Annotated in this window: 10 protein-coding genes; 4 read left to right on the forward strand and 6 right to left on the reverse strand. The window is 44.1% G+C overall.

Features of this window, described 5'->3' with window-relative positions:
* Nucleotides 1-162: 162 nt before the first annotated feature.
* Both ACOMA8_RS07570 and ACOMA8_RS07575 read right to left on the reverse strand, forming a co-directional pair.
* A complete protein-coding gene (locus ACOMA8_RS07570; protein ID WP_161899000.1) occupies nucleotides 163-1,374 on the reverse strand; it encodes a toxic anion resistance protein in 1,212 nt (403 codons plus the stop codon).
* 133 nt (nucleotides 1,375-1,507) lie between these two features.
* Nucleotides 1,508-2,185: a 5-bromo-4-chloroindolyl phosphate hydrolysis family protein gene (locus tag ACOMA8_RS07575; RefSeq protein ID WP_161898999.1), complete on the reverse strand. Its 678-nt coding sequence runs from the start codon at nucleotides 2,183-2,185 to the stop codon at nucleotides 1,508-1,510.
* 339 nt (nucleotides 2,186-2,524) lie between these two features.
* Here ACOMA8_RS07575 and ACOMA8_RS07580 point away from each other — a divergent pair, with 339 nt between their 5' ends.
* From ACOMA8_RS07580 to ACOMA8_RS07595, 4 genes are all read left to right on the forward strand, one after another.
* Nucleotides 2,525-3,106 carry an NUDIX hydrolase gene (locus ACOMA8_RS07580; RefSeq protein ID WP_421369757.1) on the forward strand — a complete coding sequence of 194 codons (582 nt, stop codon included), beginning with the start codon at nucleotides 2,525-2,527 and terminating at the stop codon, nucleotides 3,104-3,106.
* On the forward strand, nucleotides 3,099-3,479 hold the full coding sequence (gene macP / locus ACOMA8_RS07585) for a cell wall synthase accessory phosphoprotein MacP (RefSeq protein ID WP_161898997.1): 381 nt from the start codon (nucleotides 3,099-3,101) through the stop codon (nucleotides 3,477-3,479). The genes ACOMA8_RS07580 and macP overlap by 8 nt, the downstream gene beginning before the upstream one ends.
* Before the next feature lie 98 nt (nucleotides 3,480-3,577).
* Complete coding sequence (locus ACOMA8_RS07590; RefSeq protein ID WP_421369759.1) at nucleotides 3,578-4,273, forward strand: 5'-methylthioadenosine/adenosylhomocysteine nucleosidase; 696 nt, start codon at nucleotides 3,578-3,580, stop codon at nucleotides 4,271-4,273.
* A 533-nt stretch (nucleotides 4,274-4,806) separates the two neighbouring features.
* On the forward strand, nucleotides 4,807-5,352 hold the full coding sequence (locus tag ACOMA8_RS07595; protein WP_421369761.1) for a cysteine hydrolase family protein: 546 nt from the start codon (nucleotides 4,807-4,809) through the stop codon (nucleotides 5,350-5,352).
* Between the two features lie 218 nt (nucleotides 5,353-5,570).
* On the opposite strand, the gene ACOMA8_RS07600 is transcribed toward ACOMA8_RS07595, so the two are convergent.
* From ACOMA8_RS07600 to ACOMA8_RS07615, 4 genes are all read right to left on the reverse strand, one after another.
* Nucleotides 5,571-5,936 carry a VOC family protein gene (locus ACOMA8_RS07600; RefSeq protein WP_421369763.1) on the reverse strand — a complete coding sequence of 122 codons (366 nt, stop codon included), beginning with the start codon at nucleotides 5,934-5,936 and terminating at the stop codon, nucleotides 5,571-5,573.
* Between the two features lie 40 nt (nucleotides 5,937-5,976).
* Complete coding sequence (locus tag ACOMA8_RS07605) at nucleotides 5,977-7,881, reverse strand: M13 family metallopeptidase (protein ID WP_421369765.1); 1,905 nt, start codon at nucleotides 7,879-7,881, stop codon at nucleotides 5,977-5,979.
* A gap of 330 nt (nucleotides 7,882-8,211) precedes the next feature.
* On the reverse strand, nucleotides 8,212-10,086 hold the full coding sequence (locus tag ACOMA8_RS07610) for an ABC transporter ATP-binding protein (protein ID WP_421369767.1): 1,875 nt from the start codon (nucleotides 10,084-10,086) through the stop codon (nucleotides 8,212-8,214).
* Entirely contained in the window at nucleotides 10,067-11,926 is a 1,860-nt protein-coding gene (locus ACOMA8_RS07615) for an ABC transporter ATP-binding protein (RefSeq protein WP_421369769.1), read from the reverse strand. The genes ACOMA8_RS07610 and ACOMA8_RS07615 overlap by 20 nt, the downstream gene beginning before the upstream one ends.
* Nucleotides 11,927-12,228: the final 302 nt, after the last annotated feature.

The following is a 12,228-nucleotide window of genomic DNA, read 5'->3' on the forward strand; positions in this document are numbered from 1 at the left end:
CAGCCGGCTGTGGGTTTGCCTTGAAGCGATTGTTGTTTTGCGCGAAAAAAGCCTAAAAGAAGCCTAAAAAAACCACTTGCCGCATGTATAGTGACCCAAAAAGTTAGATTTTGGTCTAACTTTTTGGGGATACAGTGTGTGCAAGTGGTCTTTGTATGGGATTTATTTTCCGTTGCCGGAAGTAAGCTCCAGCAATTTGTTTTTGAGGTCTTCTTCCATCGTGCCCAGTTCGATCTCGGCAGCGCGGCGTTTTTCTTTGCCTTCTTGTTGAATTCGCAAGGTTTCTTGGATGGTTTCCACCAAGTCGTTTTGAGTCTTCTGCAAAGTTTCGATGTCCACGATCCCCCGCTCGTTTTCTTTGGCGGTTTCGATGGCGGAAACTTTCAACATTTCTGAGTTCTTTTTCAGCAAGTCATTAGTAGTTTCGGAGACTTGTCGTTGCGCGGTAACCGCATCTTTTTGACGCAAAAGAGTCAGTGCGATAACAACCTGATTTTTCCACAAAGGAATCGCTGTGTTGATAGAAGCCTGGATCTTTTCGGCTAAAGCTTGGTTGGTATTTTGAATCAGGCGAATCTGTGGTGCTTGTTGAATGGTAATCTGACGAGCTAAGCGCAGGTCGTGGGTACGCTTGTCCAAGCGGTCTAGAAATTGATTGTAGTCATTGACGATTTGGACATCCATCTGATCGCCGGAAGCTTGAGCTTTGGCCATCGCTTCAGGAATGGTGACTGTTTTTAATTCTTCGGCTTTCAATTCACCGGCTGCGATGTAGATATTCAAGGCATCAAAATAATCTTTGTTTTTATGATAGAGCTGTTCCAGCATCAAGTTGTCTTTTAACAGCCCGTCTTTTTCCTTGTCTAACTTAACAGCAATCTTGTCAATTTGAGCCCCGATTTTTTGGTATTTGGCTGTGATTTCGTAAATGGACTGTTTGACTTTGCCAAACATACGCTTGAAAAGATTGCCTTCGCCAGCTCGCAAATCATCAGGATTCGCTTCGTTTAGACGATACATCAGCTCAGTCAAGCTATCTCCTACTGGGCCAATATCATTAGCTTGGACGTGGTTAAGCATGGATTGTGAGAACTCACCAAGCTTTTGTTGCGCAACGGCACCGTAAGTGATAACTCCTTGTTGATCCGTCGCGTCGATTTTATCCGCCAGTTCTTTGGCTTGGGCTTGTCGTTCCGGTGGCAATTTATCTACCAGACGGTCCGCTTTTTGTTGTTCTTGTAAAGCGTTGATTTCCGTTTTCTGAGTTTCGGTCAAGGAACCCACCGGGGTAGTGAAGGGACTGTTTAACAGATCCTCCAAAGTAGAATCGACATTTTGTACCGGCTGTTGCGGCAAGTTGTTGTTTTCCGTCATTTTCATTCCTCCAATAGTCTAATCTCTAATCAGACGAAGACAGCTGAGACTGTAGTCATCTATTCTTCTTGCAAAAGAGGCGTGTACCTGCGCCTCGGAAATAAGCTGATTCGAAAAAAATCTAGCCGGTTGGCTAGATTTTTTCCACCGTTGTACTATTTACATTATCCCGTTTTAAACTCTGTTTGGCAATCGAAAGCTCAATATCCATGTCCTCAAAATCATCAGCAACGAACTGTTGATAATCCTGTGCAATTAAGGAAGCCATCTGGTCGATAATCTGAGAACTTTCTTCGATCTTTTCATAAGTTTCTCGACTCTTAATCTCATGGTCGTTGATTTCGATGAACTTGTCTGTTAAATCGACCATATTTGGCAGGTGCGTGTAGAGGAAGTGATTGGCACAATGAAGTTTTTGCGGATCTTTCACCAATTCTTTAAACAGTGCTTTAGAAGCCCGCAATGTGTCATGACGCAAATCAATGGCTTTCAATTTAGCATTTTTATTGATATTGTTTTGGAGCTTCTGGATTTGATCTTTCGTCTGGCTCATCGTGTCTCGGAAAAATTCAATCTCGCTTTGGGTCATGCCAGCCTCAAGGTAATGAGTTTCCTTTTCTTTACTCATAACTGGTATGGGTTTTTGAGCAAAAACTTTTTTGGGTGCAGACCCCTTCAATCCCAACCAGACCAAGACAATGCCGGCAATCACCAAAATAAAAGGCAGCACGTCGGTAGAACCGGAAAGAATCACCAGCAAGACAAAGAACACTGGGATGCCAATGAGTGAGTATAGGATGAATTTTTTCATTTTGATATCCTCCTGATTGTTTGCTGTATTTTCAGCAGGCGGAAAACTTTCCCGCATATATTGGCGAAGCTGGATATTTACAACCCTTGTTGACTACAAAATCATTCTATCACGCAGCCATAACAAAAAAAATCAGACTAAGGGTTGATTTTTTCAATTTAGGAAAAACATAAGGTTTCTTATGTTAAAATTAACGGCAGAGGCCGGTAAAAACGTGTATACTTACAGGAAAAGCATCTGTTTTTCTGCAAGTATGAAAGGGTATTTTTTACGCAGAAAATGCAGCCGGCAAAAACTGTCTGCTACAGATAGAATAACGAAAACGAAAGTGGGAGTGCAATGCTTTCTTTTGAAAATTTTGAAGAAAAAACCATCAGCCGAAAAGAGATCTTCCATGGCAAAATCATCGATGTCGTATTGGACGATGTGTCTTTACCAAATGGTGGGACTGCCAAAAGAGAATTAGTCTTTCATCCTGGTGGTGTTGGAATCGTCGCTATCACACCGAAAAACAAAATGTTGTTTGTCCGTCAGTTTCGTAAACCACTGGAAAAAGTCATTTTGGAGATTCCTGCTGGCAAGATTGATCCAGGAGAAGGCAGTCATCCGGAAATTACCGGTGCCCGGGAATTAGAAGAAGAAACTGGTTATCGGCCGCAGCGAATGGAACACTTAGCTTCTATGTACCTTTCGCCAGGCTTTGCTAATGAGATGCTCCATGTCTATCGTGCCCATGATATGGAGAAAGTTGAAAACCCGCGGGCCATGGATGACGATGAGGTCCTTGAAGTCTATGAACTGACTCTGGAGGAAGCAAAAGCTGCGATTGTTGAAGGTACCATCTGTGACGCCAAGTCATTGTATGCCATCCAATATTGGGAACTGCAAGAAGCAGCTAAAGGAAGTGGCGGCTATGAGTAAAAAGCCGCTGATTACTCGTCAGACACTGCGGGAACGTCGCGAGCAAGAGGATGGATCAAAAGAAAAGTTCCGCCCCGAGCCGAACCGCTCCGTACGTCAGGAAGAAAAACAAGGAAAGACGTTCCATATCTCCCGTCGTCAGGCAGTCCCGACACAGGCAATCACCGACAAAGAGACTCAAAAAGAATTTCACAGAGAAGAAAAGAAGATCAATAATTTTTATCGAAAAGAAAAGAAGAAAAACAAACCGTTGAAGAAATCTCGTACTGTTGAAAACCAAAAATCTCGAGAATTGAATGGCTTTTTAGTAGGAGCAATCATCATCGTCTCACTATTGATTGTAGTCGTCATGTTGGCAACGTTCTTCTTATAAATAGCTAAATAGCGGAAGCAACGGATGCCAGGTTATATCGATGAGCGGTAGGTAAGGCTAATGCTGTTTGCGACAACTTAATTGGAGGTTATGAGATCATGAAAATCGGAATCATTGGTGCGATGGATCAAGAAATCAAAATTTTGAAAGAACAAATCGAAAATCCAGTCTCTTGGGAGCGGGCGGGAGCATTGTTTGTTTCTGGCGGAATCGGTCGCCATGAAGTGATTTTAGTGCGTTCTGGGATTGGCAAAGTAGCTGCCAGCACCATCACCAGCTTGCTGATCCAGCGTTATGGGGTCAATATGGTAATCAACACGGGATCTGCCGGTGGGATTGGTGAAGGACTGCAAGTAGGGGATATCGTGGTTTCCGAAAAGCTAGCCTATTTTGATGTGGATGTCACAGGCTTTGGCTACAAATTCGGACAGCTGCCAGCAGGAATGCCTCTGTATTTTGATGCCAGCAAGTATTTGATAGCGGAAATGACAAAAGCGGCAGAAGCTACGGAGCATCATGTTCGTAAAGGTTTAATCGTCACCGGCGATACCTTTGTCAATGATCCTCAAAAAGCTGCTGAGATAAAGCGCCATTTTCCCGATGCCTTAGCCAATGAGATGGAGGGCGCAGCAGTAGCCCAGACAGCCTATTTGTTTGAAATTCCTTTTCTGGTGGTTCGAGCTATCAGCGATACGGCAGATCACGACGCTGCCATGACCTTTGATGAATTTATCGACGAAGCTGGCAAGCGCTCAGCAGAAATGGTCTTGCAATTCGTAAGAAACCTAGTATAGCGTCCAATTGGCAAAAGCAAATTTTCCATCTGGCTGTTAGGTGACACCTCATGTAAATATGCCAAAAAAAGCGCCGAATCTGTTGATCCGGCGCTTTTCTTCGTATGATAAGTAAAATAATGGCTAGAACAAGTGGCTGACGAAATCTGCCAAGACCGCAAAAGAAGCGGACATCATGGGACAAAATGCATCAAAGAAGACATTTCCAACGTGATTAAACCAATTATCCATTTTCCTTTTCTCCTTGTCTACCGTGGCAGTCGGCCGGCTTTGGACAGGTTCCTGTTTGTCTGTTTCCAAGGTCAGCTGAGCTGTATTTTCCGGTTGTTTTCTTGTTGTCTTTATTCTAACGGAGTGGCAAAGAGATTCATCAGACTAAAGTCGCAACCCGGCGAACAGATTTGTAAGGTTGTTGACTTCTTTGTCAGAGTAAGAAGTAAGAAGAGTCGAAATCCGCTGTGAATCTTGTTATACTGAGTAAAATAAGCCACTAACAGCTTGCGTTGGACGGCAGACTTCAGGAGGATGATTCAATGAAAGCACTAATCTCCATCGACTATACCAATGACTTCGTGGCTGATGACGGTAAGCTAACGACAGGAGCAGCTGGTCAGGCCATCGAAGAAAAACTAGTTGCTGTCACAAAAGAATTTATCGACGCCGGGGAATTTGTCGTTTTTGCCATTGATGCGCACGATCCGACTGACCGTTTTCACCCGGAAAATAAACTGTTTCCCCCGCATAATGTCATCGGAACTGACGGACGGCAGCTTTTTGGCAGCTTGGCTGATTTGTATGCAGCCCATAGCACACAAGAAAATGTCTATTGGTTTGACAAGCGCCATTACTCAGCGTTTAGCGGTACGGATTTAGACATCCGCTTGCGGGAGCGAGGCATTACTGATCTTTATCTGACTGGCGTTTGTACCGATATTTGTGTCCTGCACACGGCTGTCGATGCCTATAACCTGGGGTACAAAATCCATGTCTACAAAGATGCAGTAGCCAGCTTTGATCCGGTGGGACACGAATGGGCTTTGGGACATTTTGCAGGCACGTTGGGGGCAGAAATTTTGTGATTGAAAGACTTTTTGGATAAAAATTAGGCAGCAGCTCGCTGGAGAAGTAAACCCGGTAAACTGAGGCAAATTTAAAAGACCATGTGGGGTGAGTTTTAGGCCCACACGGTCTTTTTTGATTCTCTTGAAATTTTCTTTTGAAGTATTGATTGAATCAGCGCTTTAGTACTTATCTCGCTTAGGATCTTGTTGTAACAGTTTAGGTTTGAATTTGGCTCTTAGAGTGTGTGGGTGACTGCTTCGATACGATAACCGTCTGGATCAATCAAAAAGGCGGCATAGTAGAAAGGATGGTAGTCACGATAGCCGGGTGCCCCGTTATCTGTGCCACCACTTTGTAAACCAACCTCATAAAAAGCTTGCACCATTTCTTTGGTTTCAGCTTGAAAGGCAAAATGAAAAGGATTCGGAATACCTTGGCTCAAATACAAGTCTCCCATTGGGTCAGAAGAACGGCCATCAGAAAAACTAATGACGGTTGGGGAGTGCATTTTTACTACGTAGCCTAGTGGAGCCAATACTTTCTCATAAAACCGACTGCTTGCATTCAGGTCGGTAACTTTCAAGTCTAAATGATTGATCATTCGCAATTTCTCCGCTTCTGTGTCACTGGTTTTAGTTTTATTACCAGATGTGTACCCGTTTTTCCGGTGCCAAATACATGCCGTCTCCTGCTTCAATTCCAAAGGTGGTGTAAAAGTCGTCGATGTTTTTGACCTGGACGTTGGCCCGTAATTTGGCTGGTGCGTGAACATCAACAGAGAGCAGCAGCTGTTGATATTGTTCACGAGCTTTGGTGCGCCAGATTTTGGCCCAATTGGTGAAGAAGTCTTCCAGTGAAACATCCGCCTCTTTTTTTGCTGCTTCCAAGGCACAGCTCAGTCCACCGGCATCGGCGATATTTTCTGAAACTGTCAAGGTGCCGTTCACTTTACCACCGGCGAATTCGATGCCGTCAAATTCAGCAATCATCGCTTTTGACAGCTCATCAAACCGTTCCAGGTCGTGGGCAGTCCACCAATTGTTCATATTGCCGAACTCGTCAAATTTGGCGCCGTTATTGTCAAAGGCATGAGAAATCTCATGAGCGATGACTGCACCAATTCCGCCGTAGTTGGCACTAGCAGATTGCTCCAAGCTGTAAAAAGGTGCTTGCAAAATAGCAGCGGGAAAGACGATGACATTCAAGAAGGGATGGTAGTAAGCATTGACGGTAGCAGCGCTCATTTCCCATTCGTTGCGATCTTTTTCCTGTCCGTATTTGCTGAAGTTGTCTTCGCGGACGATTCGAGCAAAGGCCACTGCATTTTCTACCAGTGTGCCACCGGCTTCTTTGGTTTTTGTGCGGAATCTATCGTAATAAGCGGGGATTGTTTCTGGATAACCGACATGAATTCCTAGTGTATTCAGTTTGACAATTGCTTTTTGTCGCGTCTCGTAGGACAGCCATGTATTGTTTTCCAGGCGCTCTTGATAGATACCCAGCATCGTTTTTACCATGTGTTCGACATCGGCTTTGGCCTTTTCACCGAAATATTTGTGGCCATAGTAGACACCTACAACTTGACTGAAACGTCCATTTGCCAAATAGAAGGCCGCTTTTTTCTGAGGCTTGGCTTCCGTCACGCCGGAAATGTGTCGACTGTAAGTCCCCCCCAGCTGGCGCAACTCTTCGCTGAGATAACCGGTAAAGGACAAGGCGACTTGGATCAGCATCCAGTTTTTCATCAGCTGAAAGTTTTCCGGATTGGCAATTTGATCCAGTGATTTAAAGTATTCCGGTTCAGTGACGATAATTTTTTGCGGCTGGGTCCCAACCAATTCTTCTGTCATTTTCCCAAGTGTGAAGTGACTGGAGTAGGCAGTGAATTCACCAAAGCTGCGGGGATTGTAGTTTTTGCTGTAATCCGCATTTTCTTCGGAACTGCGAACGTGAGGTACGATTAAGGCATCAAAAGCCAGTGCATCGGCAACGATTTGAGCCGCCTCGTCAGTAGAATAGTCCATTTTGACTAAAACCTGCTGTGTCATATCAGCAAAGACTTCCAACAGCTGAGGACCTTGGGGATGATCTGCTTTATAATAGGTTTTGTCCGGCAGAATAGTTCCTGCGGGGCCGGCGAAAAACGTGTTGAACTTGCTGTTTTTCATGTCCTGATCCACATCCACACTAAAAGGAAGCGGTAGCCCTTCTAGAACCCAGCCGGCCAATTGACCATTCAAATCGTCGATGGTGTTAAGCGCGGCAACTTTTGCTAACAAAGGTTTGACAGGCGCAACGCCCAACTTGTCTCTCATTTCATAATCATTTGCCAATCGGTAATAAGCGATAGCATCTTCCATACGACCAGCCGGGATTGCTTCGGGATGTTGGGCGAAATGATCGAATTCTGCCATCAATAATTTGTCGATATCGTCGACTAAATCTTGGAAACCACCTGTCGCTGGCTTGTCTGCCGGAATCTCAGCCATTTTGAGCCAGTCTCCATTTACATAGTCATAAAAATCCTGCTTCAACAATTCTGTCATCTGCTGTGCCTCTTTCTGTCACCGAAAAACAAGGTAGAGCAGAGTGCATAGATAGTTGCTACATCTGCCTGTGTCTTTGGGCGACGGTTATTGTCTTCTTCATTATCTAACAGCCGCTGGGATTCTACAAAGATTTTGCTACGCTGCAATGGTGCCAGTGATTATTGTTGAGAGTAGAGCTGCCTTTTTTTAATTGTCGGTGAAAATAGCGCTGAGATCTGCGGACTCATCTGAGAATATTTGTTGAGCGTCACTGATAAATGCAGCCCTCCTATAGAATAAAAAGCTCTCCCGAACAGCTGCAACAGCCATTGCGAGAAAGCTTTTGATTTAAGAAAACAGTGTCGCCAGCTGTTCGTCAGTTAAATCTTCTACATAATACTGTGCTTGAGCGTTAAAGAGCTCTTGATACAGACCAGGCTGCTGTATAAGGGTTTCATGATTGGCATCTTGTTGGACCCGTCCGCCGTCAAAGACTACAATTCGGTCACTGAAACGAGCAGAAGACATCCGGTGCGAGATGTAGATAGAGGTCTTGTCTTGTACCAAATCGTCAAAGCGGCGATAGATTTCATACTCGGAAAAAGGATCCAGTGCACTGGTGGGCTCGTCTAAAATCACAAAAGGAGCATCCTTGTACCAAGCACGAGCGATAGCAATCTTCTGGGCTTCGCCACCGGAAATTTCCACTCCTTGGTCATTCAAGTCTTTGTAGAGGATGCTGTCAATTCCCGCAGGCATCGTTGCCACCCGCTCTTTGACACCGGCAATATACAAGGCATCTGTTACTCGTTTGGTATCAAAATGACGATTGGCCGCTACATTTTCTGCCACGCTGAAAGCGAAGAGTTTGAAATCTTGAAAAACGACAGCTAAGATATCTTGATATTCCTTCAAATCGTATTTGTCGATTTCGATGCCGTTTAACGTAATCCGTCCTTGGGTCACCGGATACAGGCGACACAACAGTTTGATAAAGGTGGTCTTACCGGAGCCGTTTCTGCCTACGATTGCCGTGCGCTGCCCGATAGTCAGCTTCAAATTCAAGTCCTTGAGCACGTATTCTTCTGAACCGGGGTATTTGAAGCTGACGTGATGAAACTCAATTTCGTATTCATTGTCATTGCGTTTTTCCACCGGTAGCGAACCATTTTCCTGTGGATCCAATGCGAGAAAGTCAAAGTAGAAATCCAAAAATCCTAATAGCATGTTGCCCTTTGGCAGTGCCATAAAGGCTGTGTTCAACGTGGCTACCAACTGAGTGAAATACCCGGTGTATAGGAAAATCGAACCGATGGCGATGGCTCCTACATAACCTTTCATAGCCACCAATAGAAAAATGGGAATCAGCAATAAACTAATCAATGCACTGCCGCCGTCTGTTAGATTGGAGCGTTTGTGGTCTTCTTTCAAACTGCGTTTCAAGAAAAGATCATTTTGCTTGACCATCTCATGAAACATCAGCTGGTTCCCGTTATACATACGCAATGCCGGTCCATTTTGATAATCGAAGATAACGTTGAAGATATAATTAGACTGGCGATTAACAAATGTAAAAAAGTCAAACATCCCCTTTTCCAACTCATTTTTCTTCTTGGCCAAAATCAAATTGCAAAAGATCGGAGTAACCACACAGAAGAAGATTACCAGTACAAATCCCCAATCGTTGACGAAAAACTCCCAAGGTTGAGGTAACGCTTGATGCCCTTTTGCCGAAAGCAGTGCAGTGACTGCGCCGACGCCGACAATCAACGCGATAACCGCATTTAATAGATCTTCTAGTACGCTGCGGATAAATTGATTAAAGCCGCCGCTGTAGTTGGTGCCTTCTTTGGCTTTTTGATAAGCTGCCCGCATTTGCGGATCTTGTAATTGAAAATAACTGATGGTAAGCAGCTTTAGGGTAGTGGCTTTTTCCAAATTAAGATTGAACTCGTCATAGGCGTCGTCCCGCTTTTTTTCAAAGAACTTCTGAGCAATTTGGCAGATCAAGGTGATACCGCCTAAAAGCAGTATTTTGAAAGTCAGCTGCAAAAAGGTATTGCCTGCTAAAAGACCATTCAAAGCAACCGTGGTCATCAAAAGAATTAAATAAGGAAGAGCCACATTCATCAGCGAGAAGAAAAAAGCATAGAGTAATAGTCCCGGGCGCTGTGTATGGATAAGTTGGAATACGTTTTTGTATTTAGACAGCAAATCGTTCATTGTTAGCATCCTCCTTGTAGTATTGGCTTTGAATCGCATACATAGCAGCATAAGGCCCCTGCTGTTGCATCAGTTCATTGTGAGTGCCAGTCTCGACTATGCGGCCCTTTTCTAAAAAGATGATCCGGTCGCAAAAACGAGTGGAGGCCAGCCGATGGGAGATAAAGAGGGCCGTCTTCTGGTGAACCAGTGTTGCAAAGCCCTGATACATTTCGTTTTCTGCTAAGGCATCTAAAGCTGCGGTGGGTTCATCTAAAATTAAGAATTCTGCTTGTTTATATAATGCTCGAGCTAACATCAATTTCTGAGTTTCTCCTCCCGACAGTTCAACACCGTCAAGATGTACCTCACGAGTCAGCTGAGTTGCCAATCCTTGAGGTAAGGCACGGATCTTGTCTGCCAGTCCAGCTTTTTTTAGTGCTTGCCAAACCCGGGCCTCATCAAGGTCGTGGGCAACAGCAATATTTTCACCAACTGTCATAGCGTAAACCAACGCTTCTTGAAAGACAGGTGCAATCAGCGCGTAATAGGTCTTTTTGTCAATGTTTTGGATGTCGACGCCATTCAACAAAATCCGCCCCTTGGTAGGCTGTAAGATGCCAGAAATGAGCTTCACTAGTGTTGTTTTACCAGCACCATTACTACCCACCAGCGCTAATTTTTCGCCGGCTGCAATGGTTAGATTCAAATCGGTGAGGCTGTCATTTGCGGCATCGGGATAGCGGTAGCTGACATGCTCAAAAGAAAAAGTCACTCCTTGTGTTAAATCCGGCAATGGCCGGGTATCTTCTTGGCTGCGAGCACTTTTAGAAAAATCCATCCAGTAGCGCAGGTCATTGAGTTCACTGGAAGCATTTTGCAGATCATAGATTTCCTGATTGAGGTTTTGTATCAAGGTAGCAAACTGATTTACAATCCCTAGATAAAGCGTGAACTGAGGAAGTGAAAACAAACGGTTGGTGATACCCCAAATTAGATAAAGAATGCTGAAAATGTTCTGGATAAAGAAAGTCACGGTCTGGGTGCTGCCGGTAATAAGGTCAAATCGTGTACCTTGAGTGTTCAATTTTGTTTCCTGTGTTTTATAAGTATCGATGATTTGTTCAAACCAGGTGGACATGTGGTACAGACGCAAATCTTTGCCATTTTCTACTTGGTAGGCATTACGAGAGACATATTCTTTTTGCTGGCCAACGTCGCCGTATTTTTGTCGCAACTGCTCCCGTTTGGTTTTGACATGATTTAATACGAAATAATTGAGTGCCCCCATGAAGAGTACCAACAAAAAGACCAGCGGGGAGAAAAAAGAAATCGTTACACCGAATAAAAGTAAACTCAGCAATGTGCGGATGATCTCCATCGTGTGGAGATAAAAAGCTTCTCCGGCTTTGTTGTTATTATTTAACGCGCTGATCATCGCAGTCTGATAACGTTCCCGTACTTTTTTTTGAATAACATAATCGTAGGGCATGAATAGGATATCTTCTGCCAATGGTTCTTGGAAACGAAGCCGGACTGCGATTCTGCGAGTAAAGTTGCGGTTCATGACTCCCGTACTGATGTAATTACACAAGCTAGTGCCAGCTACCATTCCGGTAATCAGCAGTAGCAGTTGTCCCAAAGGCTTGCCAATAACCAGATAATCAATAATTACAGCCGGCATCAAAACACTTAACAGGTTACCAACCGTTTGGAAAAGAACCCCAATGAGCATCACGCTGAAGAGTTTCGGTTCCCACAATTTTACATAACTGAAATACCAAAGAAAATTCTGTCGGAAACTATATGTTTTTTTCGTCATTCCAACAGGGCTTTGTTCCGTTTTCGCCGTTGTTTCCATTTTACTTCCCTCATTTCTCTTAGTCTGAGTTTATCATAGCGAAAAGCTGGCAAGTGATAGGATTTCGTTCCTGAAAGGTCTTTTTTTCTGCGTGAAGGGCATTTAGCGAAAGTCGTGGAGTAGGGTTGATTATTGTTGCGAAAGGGGATCTTGAACAAAATCAAAACAAACTAGACGTTGAGGAAAAAATCTTGATTAGTAGATACCAAGTACTCTTGTACGCAACTTATATGAAATGAAAAAGCGGTAGCGAATAATTAATTATCGGCTGCCGCTTTACATTCTTGTTCAGTTTTTTTGAG

Origin of the sequence: Enterococcus infantis (genome assembly GCF_049166715.1) — a bacterium.
GTDB lineage: Bacteria > Bacillota > Bacilli > Lactobacillales > Enterococcaceae > Enterococcus_C > Enterococcus_C leclercqii.

Excerpts from the sequence above, each read along its gene's own strand:
- ACOMA8_RS07580 (WP_421369757.1), top strand. The coding sequence starts at position 2,525 with ATGCTTTCTTTTGAAAATTTTGAAGAAAAAACCATCAGCCGAAAAGAG.
- ACOMA8_RS07605 (WP_421369765.1), bottom strand. The coding sequence starts at position 7,881 with ATGACAGAATTGTTGAAGCAGGATTTTTATGACTATGTAAATGGAGAC.
- ACOMA8_RS07575 (WP_161898999.1), bottom strand. The coding sequence starts at position 2,185 with ATGAAAAAATTCATCCTATACTCACTCATTGGCATCCCAGTGTTCTTT.
- ACOMA8_RS07610 (WP_421369767.1), bottom strand. The coding sequence starts at position 10,086 with ATGAACGATTTGCTGTCTAAATACAAAAACGTATTCCAACTTATCCAT.
- ACOMA8_RS07595 (WP_421369761.1), top strand. The coding sequence starts at position 4,807 with ATGAAAGCACTAATCTCCATCGACTATACCAATGACTTCGTGGCTGAT.
- ACOMA8_RS07615 (WP_421369769.1), bottom strand. The coding sequence starts at position 11,926 with ATGGAAACAACGGCGAAAACGGAACAAAGCCCTGTTGGAATGACGAAA.
- macP (WP_161898997.1), top strand. The coding sequence starts at position 3,099 with ATGAGTAAAAAGCCGCTGATTACTCGTCAGACACTGCGGGAACGTCGC.
- ACOMA8_RS07600 (WP_421369763.1), bottom strand. The coding sequence starts at position 5,936 with ATGATCAATCATTTAGACTTGAAAGTTACCGACCTGAATGCAAGCAGT.
- ACOMA8_RS07570 (WP_161899000.1), bottom strand. The coding sequence starts at position 1,374 with ATGACGGAAAACAACAACTTGCCGCAACAGCCGGTACAAAATGTCGAT.
- ACOMA8_RS07590 (WP_421369759.1), top strand. The coding sequence starts at position 3,578 with ATGAAAATCGGAATCATTGGTGCGATGGATCAAGAAATCAAAATTTTG.